The sequence below is a fragment of the Amycolatopsis sp. NPDC101161 genome (assembly GCF_044768185.1).
Taxonomy (GTDB): domain Bacteria; phylum Actinomycetota; class Actinomycetes; order Mycobacteriales; family Pseudonocardiaceae; genus Amycolatopsis.
Map to the genome: position 1 here is coordinate 252,291 of NZ_JBIWPI010000007.1, position 16,118 is coordinate 268,408.

Sequence of the window (16,118 nt, forward strand, 5' to 3'; positions counted from 1 at the left end):
TGGCGGAGCCCCCGTGCCGGGGCGAAGCTCCGGATGTCACAGAGGGAGAGGAGATCAGGGGAGGGCGCGGGTCGAGCTGCGCACCACCAGGCCGGTGTCGAGGGTGACGTGCGTGCGCCCGACCTCGTCGCCGTTGATCAGCGCGATGAGCATGCTGATCGCCCGGTGGCCCATCTCGCGGATCGGCTGGTCCACTGTGGTCAGTGGCGGGCTGCAGAGCGCGGACTCGGGGACGTTGTCGAAGCCGACCACGGACAGGTCGTCGGGCACCGAAAGACCCAGCTCGCGGGCCGCGCCGACGGTCGCGATGGCGGAGATGTCGTTGGCGGCGAACACCGCGGTCGGCCGGTCCGGGCCGGTGAGCAGGTCGTGAGCCGAGGCTGCGGAGACCTCCGGGTCGTACGCGCCGATCCGGATCAGGCTCTCGTCGGCCGGCACGCCCGCGGCTTCCAGGGCACGCAGGTAACCCGCCTTGCGCAGCGACGCCGATTCGAGGTCCGGCCGGCCGGAGAGGAACGCGATCCGCCGGTGGCCCAGGTCCAGGAGGTGCTCGGTGGCCAGCTGCGCGCCGCGCAGGTTGTCGGAGTCGATCGTGGGCAGGTGCGACGGCCCGGTGTGCGGGTCGACCGCGACGACCGGCGTGCCGGGGACGGCCTCGAGCGAAACCGCCGGCGTCACCAGCACGGCACCGTCGACGAGGGTGCCGGAAAGCCGGGACAGGTACCGCTTTTCCCAGCCCTGCGGGTCACCGGTGCGCCCGCCCGCGGAGTAGACGACGAGCTCGAACCCGCTGCCGCGGATGGCGTCCGCGGCCCCCTTCAGCAGCTCGGTGGAGAACGGTTCGAGGTCGGCGACCAGGATCCCGATCACGTTGGTCCGGTGGTTTCTCAGGCTCTGCGCCACGAGGCTCGCCTCGTAGCCGAGTTCTTCGATCACCGCGCGGACCTTCGCGAGCGTCGCGGCGGAGACGCCGTAGCGCTCGTTGATCACTTTGGACACCGTGGCCACCGAGACGCCGGCCCGGGCCGCGACGTCACGGATGGTCACCCTGGAACTGGGCTGCATCGGCTCAGACTAACCATGGAAAACGTTATCGACAACGATTGACATCCGATTTACCCGGGAGCAGACTCTTCGCCAACCCGGGCGCAGTCGCGCCCCGTCCAACTCGGCCGAAGTCGTCAGGAGTGGACCCACGATGTCTGTCAAACGCCGGATCCCCGTTCTCGCCGCCCTGGCGGCCGTCGTCCCGCTCGCGCTTTCGGCGTGCAGCGGCGGGACCGAAACGCCCGCGCAGCCGAGCGGTCCGGTCACCCTCACCTGGTGGCACAACGGCACGACCGACCCGATCAAGTCGATCTGGGAGAAGGTCGTCACCGACTACCACCAAGCGCACCCCGACGTCACGATCAAGGCTCAGCCGCTGCAGAACGAGGACTTCCCCACCAAGGTCCCGCTCGCGCTGCAGGGCGCCGAGCCGCCGGACGTCTACCAGTCCTGGGGCGCCGGTGACCTGGCCTCGCAGATCACCTCGGGCAAGGTCGCCGACATCACCGACGCCACGAAGTCGTGGATCACCCAGACCACCGGCAAGTTCGGGGAGAACTGGCAGGTCGACGGCAAGCAGTACGGCGTGCCGTTCGAACAGCACTTCGTCGGCTTCTGGTACCGCAAGGACCTCTTCCAGCAGGCCGGGATCACCACCCCGCCGAAGACGATGGACGAGCTGAACGCCGCCGTCACGCAGCTGAAGGCCAAGAACATCGCGCCGATCTCCGTCGGCGGCAAGGACCGCTGGCCGGATGCCTTCTACTTCAACTACTTCGCCATCCGCGAATGCTCGGTCGACGTGCTCAAGCAGTCGGTGAAGGCGGTCAAGCTCGAAGACCCGTGCTGGACCAAGGCCGGGCAGGACCTGAAGAGCTTCCTGGCCACGCAGCCCTTCCAGACCGGGTTCGCCGGCACGCCGGCCCAGCAGGGCGCGGGCAGCTCCGCCGGCCTCGTCGCCAACGGCAAGGCCGCGATGGAACTGCAGGGCGACTGGGAACCCGGCACGATGTCGGCGCTGACCGAGGACAAGCAGCTGGACTCGAAGGTCGGCTGGTTCCCGTTCCCGTCCGTGGCGGGCGGGCAGGGCGACCCGGCGGCCGTGCTCGGCGGCGGCGACGGTTTCGCCTGCACCACCCGCGCGTCGAAGGCGTGCGCGGACTTCCTGCAGTACCTGGGAAGCGAGCCGGTGCAGACGCAGCTCGCCGCGCAGGGGGCCGGCCTGCCCGTCAACACCGTGGCCGCGAAGTCGCTGAAGACCGACACGCTGCGGGCCGTCTACGACTACGGCACGAAGTCGCCGTACCTGCAGATGTACTTCGACCGGGCGTTCCCGACCGCGGTCGGCGCCGCGCTGAACGACGCGGTGGCCAACATGTTCGCCGGCCAGGGCACCCCCGAAGGCATCGTGACCGCCGTCAACCAGGCCGCGGCGGGCAACAAGTGACCACGGCGACGACCCCGGTGCGGACGGCGCGGCAGCCGTCCGCACCGGCGGTCCGCGCCCGGAAGAAACGTCCGAGCCTGCGCAAACGGCTCGAGCTGGCGCTCCTGCTCGGGCCCGCCCTGCTGCTGTTCGCGGGGTTCGTCCTGGTGCCGATCGGGATCGCCGCGTTCTACAGCCTGTTCAAGTGGAACGGCTTCGGCCCGCTCGACGACTTCATCGGCTTCGACAACTACGCCGACGCCTTCAGCGGGTCGGTGTTCCAGAGCGCCATCGTGCACAACCTGATCATCGCGGGACTGTCGATCGTGGTGCAGCTGCCGCTGTCGATCGGGCTGGCGATGCTGCTCAACCGGAAGCTGAAGGGCCGGGCGGTGCTGCGCGCGCTGGTGTTCGCGCCGTACGTGCTTTCCGAGGCGATCACCGCGGTGATCTGGGTGCTGATGCTGCAGCCCAACGGGTTCGCCGACCAGGTGCTCAAGGGCGCCGGGCTCGGCGGCCTGATCCACAACTGGCTGGCCGACCCGGGCATCGTGCTCTACACGCTGTTCGCGGTGATCACCTGGAAGTACATCGGCTTCGGGATCATCCTGCTGCTGGCCGGTCTGCAAGGCGTGCCGGCCGAGCTGCGCGAAGCCGCCGCGCTCGACGGCGCGTCGGCCTGGCAGACGACCAGGCACGTCGTGCTGCCGCTGCTCGGGCCGACCATCCGGATCTGGATCTTCCTGTCGGTGATCGGCTCGCTCCAGCTGTTCGACGTCGTGTGGATCATGACGCTGGGCGGCCCGGCGAACGCGTCGACGACGATGGCGACCTACCTGGTCGACCACGGCTTCAAGCGCTACGAATTCGGGTTCGGCTCCGCGGTGGCGGTGATCCTGTTCGTCATCTGCTTCGTGTTCGCCCTGCTGTACCAGCGGTTCGCGCTCCGCCGCGACACCCAGGGCGCGCTGACGAGGATGGTGGGCTGATGCGGTCACGCCGGTTGGGCCTGTCGGTGGGCTACCTCGCGGCGATCGTCGTGCTCGGGGTGACCGTCGTGCCGCTGCTGTTCGTCGTGCTCGGCGGGTTCCGCAGCAACGCCCAGATCAACAACGACCCGGCCGGGCTGCCCGGCCCGTGGATCACGGACAACTACGCCTCGGTCCTCGGCTCGAGCGCGTTCTGGACGTTCCTCGGCAACAGCGCGCTGGTCGCCGTGATCGCGACCGGGGTCGCGGTCGGGCTGGGCTCGATGGCCGGGTACGCGCTGTCGCGGTACCAGTTCAAGGGCCGCGAGGGCCTGTACACGCTGTTCACCCTCGGCCTGCTGTTCCCGCTGACCGTGGCGACGCTGCCGCTGTACCTGTGGCTGCGCCAGCTGGGCATGCTGGAGAGCTTCTGGGGCGTGGCGATCCCGGAGGCGGCATTCTCGCTGCCGGTGACGATCGTGATCCTCCGCCCGTTCATGCACGCCATCCCCGGCGAGCTCGAAGACGCCGCGGTGCTCGACGGCGCGAGCCGGCTGGGGTTCTTCTGGCGGATCCTGCTGCCGCTGTCGACGCCCGCGCTGACCACCGTCGCCGTGCTCGCCTTCGTCACCAGCTGGAACGCCTACCTGCTGCCCCTGCTCGTGTTCAACGACTCCGCGCACTTCACGCTCCCGCTCGGCGTCGCGACGTTCCAGTCCCAGTACTCGCAGGACACCGCCCGGGTGCTCGCGTTCACCGCGCTGTCGATGATCCCGGCACTCGCGTTCTTCGTGCTCGCCGAACGGCGCATCGTCGGTGGGCTGACCGGATCCGTGAAGGGCTGACTCAGGAGGTCTCCCGTGCCGTCCGAGGTCCACCGTCGTGCCTTCTTGCAGTTGCTCGCGCTGGCCGGGGCCGGCTCGGCGGTCCTGCCCGGGCTGGCCGAAGCGGGAGCCGGGTTTCCGTTGGTGTCGCGGGGAAAGGCCGCGACGATCGTCGTGAGCTCCGGGGACGAGCCGGGGGTGCGGCGAGTCGTGGGGGACCTCGCCGCCGACGTCGAACGCGTCACGGGCGTCCGGCCCGCGGTCGCGTTCGACGTCGCTCCCGCGGACGGGCCGGTCGTGCTCGTGGGCACCCTCGGCCACAGCCCCCTGGTCGACTCGCTGGTCGCCGCCGGCCGTCTGGACGTCCGGGGGATCGCCGGGAAGCGGGAGACGTCGCTGAGCCAGGTGGTCGACGGCCGGCTCGTGCTCACCGGCAGCGACCAGCGGGGCGTCATCTACGGCGTCTACGAGATCTCCCGGCGCATCGGCGTCTCGCCGTGGTACTGGTGGGCCGACGTCCCGCCCGCCCGGACGCCGGAGCTGCACTTGCCGGGGGAGCGGTTCAGCCTCGGGACGCCGCACGTGAAGTACCGCGGGTTCTTCATCAACGACGAGAACCCGGCGCTCGGCACTTGGGCGCCGGCGTTCTTCGGGCCGGGAAAGGCGCCGGGCTTCCCGAACGGCTTCAACCACCTCTTCTTCGCCAAGGTCTTCGAGACGATGCTGCGGCTGCGGGCCAACTACCTGTGGCCGGCGGTCTGGGGCCGCGCGTTCGCCGAGGACGACCCGCTCAACCACGCCACGGCCAAGGAGTACGGCGTCGTGATGGGCACCTCGCACGAGGCGCCGATGATGCGCGGCATCGAGGAGTGGAACCGGCACGCGGTCCCCGCGGTCCGCGACTCGTCGGGGACGATCGTGACGCCGGGCCACGACCCGTACGGCGGCACGGGGGAGTGGAGCTTCCGCCGCAACGGCGACGCCATCAAGGCCTACTGGACCGATGGCATCCGCCGGATGGCCCGTGAGGGCTTCGAAGGCGTCGTCACGCTCGGCATGCGCGGCAACGGCGACGTCAGCCTGCCCGACGGCGACGGCATCGAGCTGATGCGGGAGATCATCGCGGCGGAGCGGGACATCCTGGCGCGCGAGCTGAGCACCGACGTCCCGCAGGTGTGGACGCTGTACAAGGAGGTCCAGCGGTACTGGGCCCAGGGGCTGCGGCCGCCCGACGACGTCATCGTCGTGTTCACCGACGACAACTGGGGCAACATCCGCAAGCACCCGGACCTCTCGCTGCCGCCGCACCCCGGCGGGTACGGGCTGTACTACCACTTCGACTACGTCGGCGGCGGCCGCAACTACAAGTGGGTCGACACCGCGCTGCTGGCGAACACGTGGGAGCAGCTGCACCAGGCCACCTCCTACGGGAACGACCGGCTGTGGGTCGCCAACGTCGGCGACATGAAGGGCAACGAGCTGCCGTTGCAGTTCTTCCTCGACTACGCGTGGGATCCGGGGTCCCTTCCGGTCGAACGCCTGTCCACATGGGAGCGTTCGTTCGCCGCGGAGAACTTCGGTTCCGCTTTGGCGTCGGACATCGCGTCGGTGCTGCACGACTACGGGCGGCTGCAGTCGCGTCGCAAGCCGGAGCTGCTGAACCGGCGGATCACGGTGGACAGTGCCGGGGTGATCACCTATGACGACCAGATGACGCCGTTCAGCCTGGTCGACTACCGCGAGCTGGACCGCGTCACCGAGGAATGGCAGGACCTCGCGGCGCGCACGGCCCGGATCTCCGCGCGGGTACCGGCTCCCCACCGGGACGCGTTCTACGAACTGGTGGGCTACGAGGTCACGGCGACGGCGAACCTCTACGCGTTGCGGCGCGCCGAGTTCACGAACCTGCTGTACGCGGCGCAGGGCCGCGCGTCGGCGAACGGCCTGGCCGCCGTCACCGAGGCCCGCTTCGCCGACGACCTCGCGCTCGCGGAGAAGTACAACACCGGCATCGCGGGCGGCAAGTGGAAGGGGTTCCAGACCCAGCCGCACGTCGACTACGGCGACGTCGCCCGCTACGGCCCGAACGCGCCGTGGCAGCAGCCGGAGCTGAACAACGTCGCGCTGCCGGACGTCATCTTCCCGGCGGTGCGGCGGCTCGACCTGCCCACGGCCGCGTCGCTCGGCGTCGCCGTCGACGGGGCCGCCGAGGCGTGGCCGGGCGCCGCGGGCCGTCCGGTGCTGCCGGAGTTCAGCCCGTTCCAGAGCGCGCCGGCGCAGTACATCGACGTCTTCAACCGCGGGCGGACGCCGTTCCGGTGCGATGTCTCCGTCGCCGGGGCGCCATGGGTCCGGGTCGAGCCGCGCGGCGGCCGGGTGGAGGAGGAGCTGCGGATGACCGTGCGGATCGACTGGAGCCGGGCGCCGAAGGGCACCACGACGGTGCCGATCACGGTCTCGGGCGCGGGGCAGTCGGTGGTGGTCGACGCGGTCGTGCGGCACGTGGACCTGCCGGCGCCGTGGCGGCGCGGGTTCGTCGAGGCGGGCGGGTACGTGTCGATGGAGGCCGCGCACTGCAGCGCGAACGTCGCCGCCGGGCCGGTCGCGTGGCGGGCGGTCGCGGACCTGGGGATGACTCCGTTCCCGGTCACGGCGGCGAGCCGGACGGCGGGGGCGGGGCCGCGGCTGGAGTATCGGATGACGCTGGTGACGGCGGGGCCGGTGACGGTGTGGGCGTACCTTTCGCCGCGCAGCAACGTGTTGCCGGGGGACGGTCTGCGCTACGCGGTCTCGTTCGACGACGCCGAACCGCAGCTCGTGAACATCACGAAGGCCACGGGCGCGGACGACATGACCATGAACCGCCAGTGGGAGCGGACGACGTCGGACAACGTGAACCTGACGTCGACCCGGCACGAGGTGGGTGCGGCGGGTCCGCACGTGCTGAAGGTGTGGATGGTGGACCCGGCGGTGGTGGTCCGCAAGCTGGTGATCGACACCGGCGGCCTGCGGCCGAGCTACCTCGGGCCGCCGGAAAGCCTGCGGTGGCCGGGATGAGCGGGGCGGCCGGGGTGGCCCGAGTGTGCGGGGCCGGTCCCGGAGTTCGCGGGGCGAGCCAGCGCCGCTCGGGGCTGGGCAGGCTCGAAGGCCCGCCGGGGGCGCCCCCCGTTTTCCACTCTACCGGTGGGCACCGACAATTCCGGCGCCCGGAAGTCTGCGGGCGCCCGGGCTTCGCGAGGCGCCGGCGCCCGGAAGTCCGTCAACGACCGCCGGGCCCGCGCTGCGCCGGCTGCTCAAGCCCGGCCGACCGTCAGCACCTGGTGCGCCGGCGCTGCCGTGCTCTGCCGGACCACCAGGCTCGTCGCCAGCTCCAGCCGGTGGCTCTCCGGGTGCGTTCCCCGCGCCAGGGAGATCGCCAGGCGGGCGCCGGCCGCGGCCATCTCCTGCAGCGGCTGGCGGATCGTCGTCAGCTCCGGGGTCAGCCAGCGGGCCACCGGCAGGTCGTCGAAACCGACCACGCTCAGGTCGTCCGGGATGCGCAGCCCCGCGTCGCGCGCTGCCTCGTACACCCCCAGGGCCTGCAGGTCGCTGCCCGCGAACACCGCCGTCGGACGATCCGGGAGGGTCAGCAATGACGCCAGCTCCCGGTACCCCGACCGGACGTGGAAGTCGCCGCGGCGCACCAGCGCCGGGTCGAACGCCAGCCCCGCCGTCTCCAACGCCGTTCGGTAGCCGTCGATCCGGGCGCGGCTGCACAGCACCCCGTCCGGCCCGCCGATCATCGCGATCCGCCGGTGCCCCAGCTCCACCAGGTGCCGGGTCGCGGTCAGGCCGCCCTGCCAGTTCGTGGCCCCGATCGAGGGCGTCTCCGGCCCCGGCGCGCCGGCCGGGTCGACCACGACCAGCGGGATGTCGCGGGCCCGCAGCTTCGCCAGCTGCCCGCCGGTGAAGTCGGAGCACACCGAAACGATGCCGACCGGCCGCCGCGCGAGCACGCTTTCCAGCCAGCTCTGGCCGGGCGTGTGCCGGCCCGACGATTCCGCCAGCACGACCGCCATTCCGTTTTCGCGGGCGACGTACTCGACCCCGCGGATGATTTCCAGCGCCCACGTGCTTTCGAGTTCGTGGAACATCAGTTCCAGCAACCGGGAACGGCGGGACCGTTCGTCGGCCCGGCGGCGGTAACCGTATTTTCCGATGACGGCTTCCACTCGTGCCCGGGTGCTTTCGGCGACGTCGGGACGGCCGTTGAGCACTTTCGAAACGGTCGGGACGGAAACCCCGGTTTCGGCCGCGATCCGGGCGATGGTGACCCGGGACGGGAGGGGCTCGGGATCGTCGGACTTCGTTGTCATGGAGGAGATTCTAGGTCATCGAAACCCCGTTGGACACACCTCGAAACTTTCGGAAAATGGAGGATGCAGATGCTGCGAAGAATTCCTATTAAACGCGCGCTGATGACGGCCGCGATCGTCGCGGGCATTGCCGTGTGGCAGGCGCCCGCGGCTTCGGCGTCGGTTCCACTGAAAAACATCACCCACAAGTACGTCGGCAGTGCCGTGGCGGCCGCGTACCTGGCGAACGAACCCGACTACCGGGCCGTCCTCACCCGTGAATTCGACAACGTGACGCCCGAGAACGAGATGAAATGGGGGACCGTCGAAGCCGTTCGCGGGCAGTACGACTGGTCGGGCGCCGACGCGATCGTCCGGTACGCGCAGGCGACCCACAAGACCGTCCGCGGCCACACGCTGGTCTGGCACTCCCAGCTGCCGGACTGGGTCGCCGCGCTGCCCGCCGACGAGCTGCGCCGCGTCCTGCACGACCACATCACCACGGAAGTCAAGCGGTACAAGGGGAAGATCCGCGCCTGGGACGTCGTCAACGAGATCTTCAACGAGGACGGCACGCGCCGCGACACCGTCTTCCGGCAGAAGCTCGGCGACGGCTTCGTCGCGGACGTCTTCCGCTGGGCGCACGCGGCCGACCCGTCGGCGACGCTGTACATCAACGACTACAACATCGAAGGGATCAACCCGAAGAGCGACGCGGTGTACGACCTCGTGAAGACGCTCCGGCGGCAGGGCGTCCCGATCGGCGGTGTCGGGGTCCAGGCACACCTGTCGATCCAGTACGGCTTCCCGGACCAGTACCGCGAGAACCTGACGCGCCTGACCAAACTCGGCGTCGACGTCGCGGTCACCGAAGCCGACGTCCGGATCCCGACCCCGCCCGACGCGGCGAAGCTGGACACGCAGGCGAGCTACTTCGACCGGCTCTGGGACGGCTGCCAGGCGGTCCGGCGCTGCGTCGAGTTCACGACCTGGGGCTTCACCGACCGGCATTCGTGGGTGCCGGACGTCTTCCCCGGCGAAGGGGCGGCCTGCCTGTTCGACGAGAACCTGCAGCCGAAGCCGGCGTACCTGCGGATCAACCCCTGGTGAGTCCCGGCCGCAGGCCGCGGGCGGCGAGCGCCGCCAGGATCCGCGGCACCGCCGCCACCGTGGCCGGGCGGCCTTCGTGCAGCAGCACGACGCCGCCCGGCTCCACGCGGTCCGCCGCCGCGACGATCTCGTCCGCGGAGGCGCCGGCCCAGTCGCGGGTGTCGACGGTCCACAGCACCTCGGTCAGCTCGTGCGCGGCGGCGGTCCGCGCCACCGAGGGATCCGTGTCGCCGTAGGGCGGCCGGAACAGCGCCGGGCGCACCCCGGTCAGCGAAACCAGGAGGTCCTGCGTCCGCCGGACCTCCTGGTCGCGGGCCTCGGCGCTCAGCGCGGTCAGGTGCGGGTGCGTCCACGTGTGGTTGCCGATCACGTGGCCGGCGGCCGCGATGTCCCGGACCAGCGCCGGGTGCTCGGCCGCGTGCTCGCCCCACAGGAAGAACGTGGCCCGCACGCCGTCGAGCGCGGCCAGCAGCGCCGGCGTCGTCGAGGGGTACGGGCCGTCGTCGAAGGTCAGCGCCACCGCGTCCATCGGGCCAAGGTCGCCCGGCGGGCCCGCGGGGGCAAGGACTTTCGGCGGGCTTTCGTCAGCGGGCCAGCGAGGCCAGCCGCTTGGGGGTGGGCCAGCGGACGTTCCACGCCCAGCCCAGCTTCTCGAAGGCCCAGATCACCCGCGCGGAGATGTCGATCTGGCCGCGCAGCACGCCGTGGCGGGCCGACGTCGGGTCCGCGTGGTGGGTGTTGTGCCAGGACTCGCCCATCGACAGGATCGCCAGCGGCCAGAAGTTCGCCGACCGGTCGCGGCTGGCGAACGGGCGCTCGCCGATCATGTGGCAGACCGAGTTCACCGACCACGTCACGTGGTGCTGGAACGAGATCCGGGCCAGGCCGGCCCACAGGAACGCGGTCAGCGCGCCCCACCACGACAGCGTGATCAGGCCGCCGAGCAGCGGCGGGAGCAGCAGGCTCAGCACGACCCACAGCGGGAAGAGCCGGTCGACGACGCGCATGTCGCGGTCGGCCGCCAGGTCGGGGGCGAAGCGGTCGACGTTCGTCTTGTCCCGGCCGAAGAGCCAGCCCATGTGGGCGTGCCAGAAGCCGCGGGCCAGCGCGACCGGGGACGTGCCGAACAGCCACGGCGAGTGCGGGTCGCCGTCGCGGTCGGAGAAGGCGTGGTGGCGGCGGTGGTCGGCGACCCAGCCGATCACCGGGCCCTGCGCGGCGAGACCGCCGGCGATGGCCAGCGCGATCCGCAGCGCCCGCTTCGCGCGGAACGCGCCGTGGGTGAAGTACCGGTGGTAGCCGACGGTGATGCCGAGGGTCGACACCACGAAGAACGCTCCGCCGATGGTGAGGTCGAGCCAGCTGACGCCCCAGCCCCAGAACACCGGGACGGCCGCGGCGAGCGCGAGGAACGGGACCAGCAGGAACGTCCGGATGGTGATCAGCTCGGCCACCGTCTGGCGGCCGGAGAGCACGGGTTTCGGAGCCGGACGGGTGGGTCTCACCGGTGCGGAAGTCGTCATGGATTCTCGTTTCGAGGTCTTCGCCGCGCGGGGGCGCGGACGGCCGGGGGTGAACACCGGCCGGTCAGCGGTTCGTCAGGGGGCCGGGCGCGTCGCCGCTCCTGCCGGCGATCGGCCCTGAAGCCGGGGGCGAGAGTGTGGCCGGCCGGACGCCGGCGTACTGAGGTGCTCTCGACTCCCCAAGGTTACCCGATCGTTGTGAACGCGCAGTGTGGCGCGCACGAGAAAGGCCCCCGCCCCGGGGGGCGAGGGCCTTCGGTGCCTCGTGGCTCAGATGACGCTGACGCGCTGGGCCTGCGGGCCCTTCTGGCCCTGGCCGATTTCGAACTCCACGCGCTGGCCCTCATCGAGGGACTTGAAGCCGGTGCCCTGGATCTCGGAGTAGTGGACGAACACGTCCGGGCCCCCGCCATCCTGGGCGATGAAGCCGAAGCCCTTTTCGCCGTTGAACCACTTGACACTGCCCTGAGCCATACCAATACCTACTCTTTGTAGTGAGCCTGGACGCCCCGTTCGGACGCCCGGTCTCGCGACCATCCTCCCATCACCGCCCCCGCCCGGCCAAGCCCCGGTGGTCAAACTCCCCAATCGGGGCGCAGCGGCATGCCCATCCCGCCCTCGCGGTCGGTCCGCACCCCGAGGATCTGGTGCAGTTCGATCTCGCGGCGTTCGAAGGCCAGCCGGCAAGCCGCCAGGTAGAGCGCCCACACGCGGCTGCGCCCGGCACCGGCCTCGGAGACGGCTTCGTCCCAGTGTTCATCGAGGTTGGCGCACCAGCCGGCCAGGGTCAGCGCGTAGTGCTCGCGGAGGTTCTCCGAGTGGCGGACCTCCAGCCCGGCGTCGTGCATCGCCGTCATGAGCTCGCCGGGGGCCTCGAGCTCGCCGTCCGGGAAGACGTACCGGTCGATGAACCCGCGCGACCGGTGGGCGACGCTCGAGTCCGGGTTGGTGATGCAGTGGTTGAGCAGCCGGCCGTGCGGCTTGAGCTTCTCCGCGAGGAACCGGAAGTAGCCCGGCACGTTGCGGGCGCCGATGTGCTCGGTGAGGCCGATCGAGGAGATCGCGTCGAACCCGGTCTCGGTGACGTCCCGGTAGTCGAGGTGGCGGATCTCCGCGCGGTCGGCCAGCCCCAGGGCGACGATGTTCTTCTGCGCCCACTGCGCCTGTTCCCGCGACAGGGTGACCCCGAGCGCCTCGACGCCGTAGTGCCGGACGGCGTGGGCGACCATGCCGCCCCAGCCGCAGCCGACGTCGAGCAGCTTCATCCCGGGCTGGAGGCCGAGCTTGCGGCAGACCAGGTCGAACTTGTGGTACTGCGCCTCCTCCAGCGTGGCGTCGGCTTCCGGGAAGACCGCGCAGGTGTAGGCCATCGACGGGCCGAGCACCAGCTCGTAGAACCGGTTGGACACGTCGTAGTGGCTGGCGATGGCCTCGCTGTCGCGGCCCTTCGAGTGCCGCAGCGCGGTCAGCCCGCGCCGGAACCGGCTCGGGTGCTCCTCGGCGGGCGGCTTGACCACGCGCAGGTGACGCGGGCCGAGCTTGCGCAGCAGCCACAGCCGGTCGGCCGGGCTGAGCTGGTCGACCTGGGCCGCCAGCGCGTGCAGCGCGGTGTAGAGGTCGCCGGTGACGTCGAGCGCGCCGGCGACGTACGCGCGGGCGAGGCCGAGGTCGCCGGGGGAGGACATCAGGTAGTCCAGGGCCAGCGGCGAGCGGACCTGGATCGCGACCGGCGCGTCGGCCGGTCCGCTGTTGCTGCCGTCGTAGGCGGTGATCGACACGGTGGCGCGGGGGCCGAGCAGGCGCTCGAAGACCTCGCCGACCGGGATGCTTGCCTGGGTCACGTTCGTTCCTTTCACCGGCGGCGGACGCATTTCTCGTAGAGGCCGAGCAGCCGCCCGGCCGGGTCGTAGGTCCGCTTGAGGTCCCGGTAGGTGTCGCCGTTGTAGAGCCGCCAGAACTCGTCCTCGGCGTAGAAGCTGTCCGAGTAGAGCGACTTGTGGCCGCCCAGCCGGGTGACCTCGGCTTCGATCATCCGGTTGTGCACGCCGTCGCGCTCGCCGGGGTCGAGCGGGACGGCCGACCAGAACCCGAAGTTGACGTACAGCGCTTCGGGGTCCAGCTCGTAGAGCGGCCAGCGCACGCCACCGGGGCGCTGGCGCAGGGGGCAGATCCAGACCGGGCTGATCGGGATCTCCCGTTCGAAGAACTCGAGGAACTCCGCGGCGCGGCCGACGGGCACCTCGATGTCCTGCACGATCGTCTCCTCCGGCGGGAGGCGGCGCAGCTTGAGCAGCCGCTGCGCGATCTTGAACCGGCGGTCGAGCGCCACGGCCTTCCAGTACACCGAGGAGCGCAGGAACCGGCGGCCGAGCAGCAGCCGCGGCAGCCGGTGCTGGACGCCGAACGCGCGCGAGCACCAGAACCAGTCGGTGTCCCAGCGCCAGAGGTAGTCGCGGACGGTGAGGTGGTCGGTTTCGCGGCGCTGGATCGAGCGGTAGTAGATGTCCAGCCAGGTGTAGTCGCTCGTCGCCGGCGCGGTGTCGGTGAAGCTCGCCAGGGTCAGGTAGAGCTCGTCCGGGCCGAAGACCGTGCCGTCGACGAAGTCGTGCTCGCCGCTGTCGCAGGCTTCGGTGAGGGCGCGGAAGTAGGTGTCCCGGTCGTGGTACCGGACGTGCCGGAGCTCGACGAACGGCTTGACCGGTTCGAGGAGGATCTTCAGGCGCAGCGCGTAGCCGAGGGTGCCGTAGGAGTTCGGGAAGCCGCGGAAGAGGTCCCGGTGCTCGTTGTCCGGCGTGGCGACGACGATCCGGCCGTCCCCGGTGAGCACCTCGAGCTCGAGCACGGACTCGTGCGGCATGCCGTTGCGGAACGACGAGGACTCGATGCCGAGGCCGGTGACCGCGCCGCCGAGGGTGATGGTCTTCAGCTGCGGGACGACCAGCGGCATCAGGCCGTGCGGCAGGGTGGCGTCGACGAGCTGTTCGTAGGTGACCATCCCTTCGACGTCGGCGGTGCGGGTTTCGGGGTCGACGCGCAGCACGTGGGTGAAGCCGGAGACGTCCAGTCCGGGGTGCTTCGCGGCGGCCCGGGAGCGGAAGAGGTTGGAAGTCCGCTTCGCGAGCCGGACGGTCGCTTCGCCGGCGATGGCGGTGAGCTGCCGCCGCAGCGCGTCGACGCGGGCTTCGTGTTCGGGGAACGGCGGGGCTTGGGGCACCCCGGCCTGATCGATGGTCACGCTTCGATCCTGCCTCACGCCGACGGCGGGCGCACCGTGCCTCCCGGGCGACGTTTCCCGGCGCGTCCCGGCTGGTGGGAACGAGTCAGGCGACGGCGTGCAGCGGGGTGTCCGCCTCGAGGAGTTCCGCCGCTTCGGCCAGGAACGCGTCGATCTTCCGCAGCCGGTCGGCGGTCCGGCGTTCGACGGCCGCCAGGTGCTCGGCGCGGCGCCGGGCGTAGTCGGCTTCGCCGGCCGCGCGGGCCCGGGCGTCCTCGAGCCTGCGATCCGCCGTTTCCTCGGCTTCGCGGACGATCGCGGCGGCTCGGTGCCGGGCCGCGGCGACGACGCCGTCCGCTTCGGCGTGGGCCAGTTCGAGCAGGTGCCGGACGCGGTCGCCGACGGCGGCCGGGTCGGCGGGGGTCCGGCACAGGCGGTCGGCGCGGGCCCGCAACGCGGCGTTGTCGGAGCGGGCCTGTTCGAGCCGCCGCGCGAGGTTCTCCGCTTCGGCGACCGCGGCGTCGCGGTCGGCCGTGAGCAGGCGGATCTCGGTGAGCAGCTCGTCGATCCGCTCGTCGACCTGGTCCCGGTCGTAGCCGCGCAGGGTGAGGGCGAAGCTCTCGGGCAGGGGGAGCGTCATGACCGGCGCAGGAGGTCGGCGAGGCCGGCGTCGTCCGCGGACCGCAGTTCGACGGGGTCGGGGCGCCCGACGGTGTGGTCGTCCTCGTGCAGCGCGGTGACGAACCGCGCGACCCGCCGCGGCGCCGGGGCCACCGTCGGCCCGCCGAGGTAGCGCAGGACGATCAGGTCTTCGCCGGAGTGCGTCTCGACCGCCGCCGCCCAGCCGCGTTCCTCGTCCCAGAGGAGCGCGACGTCGCGGTCGGGGTAGTGCGGCAGCCGCGTGTCGAGGGCGACGTACGCCGACAGCGGCGTGTCGTGGTCGAGGGTGCACGACTCGAGGCCGATCCCGAGCTCGGCGGTGACGTCGCGCAGGTAGTCGAGCAGCGCCGGGACGGCGGGGTGCTGGTAACCGGTCGGCAGGGCGATCGATGCGGTCACGGGGGGACGGAACCTTTCTCGGTGGTGTGCTGGTACCACCGTTCTAACATGTCATCGAAACGATGACAAGGTGGATGTCGCCGGATTGACGACATACGATCGTCGGGGGTTGATCGGGGCGGCGGCGGGTATCCGACGCCCGGACCGCGGGGATCCCGCGGCGGGACGGGGAAAGCGAGGCGGCGTTGAGCATCCTGATCGATTTCGGGCGGGACACGGAGTTCTCCTTCGAGCGGGGGTTGCGCGGGTACGTCGCCGCGGTGGCCCGCGCGGTGGGGGTCGGGCTGGAGTCCTGCACGCTGGACGCGGGCACGCCCGCGGCGGCGTACATCGCGCTGGACTGGCGCCTGAGCCGGTTCCCCGAACACGACCTGGCCCTGGTGTGGGACGAGGCGAACGGCTGGGCGGCGGCGGTCGAAGAGGCCGGCGGCGCGACGGTGCTGTCCTACCTCGGCGGCGAAGTGCTCCCGGACCCCCGTGCGGTGGCCCGCTTCCTGGCGGCGATCCGCGCCGACGACCCCGACGCCGGAACCCTCGAAGCCCCGGAACTCCGCGAACCGGGCCGGCACGAGGAACTGCTGGGCACGCTCGCCCCCGGCTGACCCCCCGCTTG

General features: G+C 71.2%; 15 protein-coding genes. 6 read left to right on the forward strand and 9 right to left on the reverse strand.

Annotation, left to right across the window (positions count from 1 at the left end; translation table 11 throughout):
- Positions 1-54 precede the first annotated feature (54 nt).
- A complete protein-coding gene (locus ACIRSS_RS43935; RefSeq protein ID WP_400906499.1) occupies positions 55-1,065 on the reverse strand; it encodes a LacI family DNA-binding transcriptional regulator in 1,011 nt (336 codons plus the stop codon).
- 133 nt (positions 1,066-1,198) lie between these two features.
- Here ACIRSS_RS43935 and ACIRSS_RS43940 point away from each other — a divergent pair, with 133 nt between their 5' ends.
- The 4 genes from ACIRSS_RS43940 to ACIRSS_RS43955 are packed head-to-tail and all read left to right on the forward strand — an operon-like array spanning position 1,199 to position 7,322.
- The gene (locus ACIRSS_RS43940; RefSeq protein ID WP_400906502.1) at positions 1,199-2,494 is read left to right on the forward strand and encodes an extracellular solute-binding protein; all 1,296 of its coding nucleotides are present in this window, start codon (positions 1,199-1,201) and stop codon (positions 2,492-2,494) included.
- Positions 2,491-3,462: a carbohydrate ABC transporter permease gene (locus ACIRSS_RS43945; RefSeq protein WP_400906505.1), complete on the forward strand. Its 972-nt coding sequence runs from the start codon at positions 2,491-2,493 to the stop codon at positions 3,460-3,462. Before ACIRSS_RS43940 ends, ACIRSS_RS43945 begins: the two co-directional genes overlap by 4 nt.
- On the forward strand, positions 3,462-4,286 hold the full coding sequence (locus ACIRSS_RS43950) for a carbohydrate ABC transporter permease (RefSeq protein WP_400906508.1): 825 nt from the start codon (positions 3,462-3,464) through the stop codon (positions 4,284-4,286). Before ACIRSS_RS43945 ends, ACIRSS_RS43950 begins: the two co-directional genes overlap by 1 nt.
- 15 nt (positions 4,287-4,301) lie before the next feature.
- The gene (locus ACIRSS_RS43955) at positions 4,302-7,322 is read left to right on the forward strand and encodes a glycosyl hydrolase 115 family protein (protein ID WP_400906511.1); all 3,021 of its coding nucleotides are present in this window, start codon (positions 4,302-4,304) and stop codon (positions 7,320-7,322) included.
- Positions 7,323-7,558: 236 nt separating this feature from the next.
- Here the strand turns inward: ACIRSS_RS43955 and ACIRSS_RS43960 are convergent, their stop codons facing one another.
- Positions 7,559-8,620, reverse strand: a complete 1,062-nt coding sequence (locus ACIRSS_RS43960) for a LacI family DNA-binding transcriptional regulator (RefSeq protein WP_400906514.1) — start codon at positions 8,618-8,620, stop codon at positions 7,559-7,561.
- A 69-nt stretch (positions 8,621-8,689) separates the two neighbouring features.
- Between ACIRSS_RS43960 and ACIRSS_RS43965 the strand changes: the two genes are divergently transcribed.
- The gene (locus tag ACIRSS_RS43965; RefSeq protein WP_400906516.1) at positions 8,690-9,709 is read left to right on the forward strand and encodes an endo-1,4-beta-xylanase; all 1,020 of its coding nucleotides are present in this window, start codon (positions 8,690-8,692) and stop codon (positions 9,707-9,709) included.
- Here ACIRSS_RS43965 and ACIRSS_RS43970 read toward each other — a convergent pair.
- From ACIRSS_RS43970 to ACIRSS_RS44000, 7 genes are all read right to left on the reverse strand, one after another.
- Positions 9,696-10,238 carry a polysaccharide deacetylase family protein gene (locus ACIRSS_RS43970; RefSeq protein ID WP_400906519.1) on the reverse strand — a complete coding sequence of 181 codons (543 nt, stop codon included), beginning with the start codon at positions 10,236-10,238 and terminating at the stop codon, positions 9,696-9,698. The genes ACIRSS_RS43965 and ACIRSS_RS43970 overlap by 14 nt on opposite strands.
- A 55-nt stretch (positions 10,239-10,293) precedes the next feature.
- Complete coding sequence (locus ACIRSS_RS43975) at positions 10,294-11,232, reverse strand: acyl-CoA desaturase (protein ID WP_400906522.1); 939 nt, start codon at positions 11,230-11,232, stop codon at positions 10,294-10,296.
- A 270-nt stretch (positions 11,233-11,502) separates the two neighbouring features.
- Complete coding sequence (locus ACIRSS_RS43980; protein WP_086680104.1) at positions 11,503-11,706, reverse strand: cold-shock protein; 204 nt, start codon at positions 11,704-11,706, stop codon at positions 11,503-11,505.
- A 101-nt stretch (positions 11,707-11,807) separates the two neighbouring features.
- Complete coding sequence (locus ACIRSS_RS43985) at positions 11,808-13,103, reverse strand: class I SAM-dependent methyltransferase (protein WP_400906525.1); 1,296 nt, start codon at positions 13,101-13,103, stop codon at positions 11,808-11,810.
- Complete coding sequence (locus ACIRSS_RS43990; RefSeq protein ID WP_400906528.1) at positions 13,085-14,467, reverse strand: FAD-binding oxidoreductase; 1,383 nt, start codon at positions 14,465-14,467, stop codon at positions 13,085-13,087. Before ACIRSS_RS43990 ends, ACIRSS_RS43985 begins: the two co-directional genes overlap by 19 nt.
- A gap of 85 nt (positions 14,468-14,552) precedes the next feature.
- Positions 14,553-15,086 carry a hypothetical protein gene (locus ACIRSS_RS43995; RefSeq protein WP_400906531.1) on the reverse strand — a complete coding sequence of 178 codons (534 nt, stop codon included), beginning with the start codon at positions 15,084-15,086 and terminating at the stop codon, positions 14,553-14,555.
- Positions 15,083-15,505, reverse strand: a complete 423-nt coding sequence (locus tag ACIRSS_RS44000) for a DUF6292 family protein (protein ID WP_400906534.1) — start codon at positions 15,503-15,505, stop codon at positions 15,083-15,085. Before ACIRSS_RS44000 ends, ACIRSS_RS43995 begins: the two co-directional genes overlap by 4 nt.
- Positions 15,506-15,690: 185 nt before the next feature.
- Here ACIRSS_RS44000 and ACIRSS_RS44005 point away from each other — a divergent pair, with 185 nt between their 5' ends.
- Entirely contained in the window at positions 15,691-16,107 is a 417-nt protein-coding gene (locus tag ACIRSS_RS44005; RefSeq protein WP_400906536.1) for a DUF6292 family protein, read from the forward strand.
- Positions 16,108-16,118: the final 11 nt, after the last annotated feature.

What these genes read in the sequence shown, in the direction of transcription:
- ACIRSS_RS43995 (WP_400906531.1), bottom strand. Translation starts at nt 15,086, where the DNA reads ATGACGCTCCCCCTGCCCGAGAGCTTCGCCCTCACCCTGCGCGGCTAC.
- ACIRSS_RS43970 (WP_400906519.1), bottom strand. Translation starts at nt 10,238, where the DNA reads ATGGACGCGGTGGCGCTGACCTTCGACGACGGCCCGTACCCCTCGACG.
- ACIRSS_RS43985 (WP_400906525.1), bottom strand. Translation starts at nt 13,103, where the DNA reads ATGCGTCCGCCGCCGGTGAAAGGAACGAACGTGACCCAGGCAAGCATC.
- ACIRSS_RS43980 (WP_086680104.1), bottom strand. Translation starts at nt 11,706, where the DNA reads ATGGCTCAGGGCAGTGTCAAGTGGTTCAACGGCGAAAAGGGCTTCGGC.
- ACIRSS_RS43935 (WP_400906499.1), bottom strand. Translation starts at nt 1,065, where the DNA reads ATGCAGCCCAGTTCCAGGGTGACCATCCGTGACGTCGCGGCCCGGGCC.
- ACIRSS_RS43960 (WP_400906514.1), bottom strand. Translation starts at nt 8,620, where the DNA reads ATGACAACGAAGTCCGACGATCCCGAGCCCCTCCCGTCCCGGGTCACC.
- ACIRSS_RS43940 (WP_400906502.1), top strand. Translation starts at nt 1,199, where the DNA reads ATGTCTGTCAAACGCCGGATCCCCGTTCTCGCCGCCCTGGCGGCCGTC.
- ACIRSS_RS43950 (WP_400906508.1), top strand. Translation starts at nt 3,462, where the DNA reads ATGCGGTCACGCCGGTTGGGCCTGTCGGTGGGCTACCTCGCGGCGATC.
- ACIRSS_RS43975 (WP_400906522.1), bottom strand. Translation starts at nt 11,232, where the DNA reads ATGACGACTTCCGCACCGGTGAGACCCACCCGTCCGGCTCCGAAACCC.
- ACIRSS_RS43965 (WP_400906516.1), top strand. Translation starts at nt 8,690, where the DNA reads ATGCTGCGAAGAATTCCTATTAAACGCGCGCTGATGACGGCCGCGATC.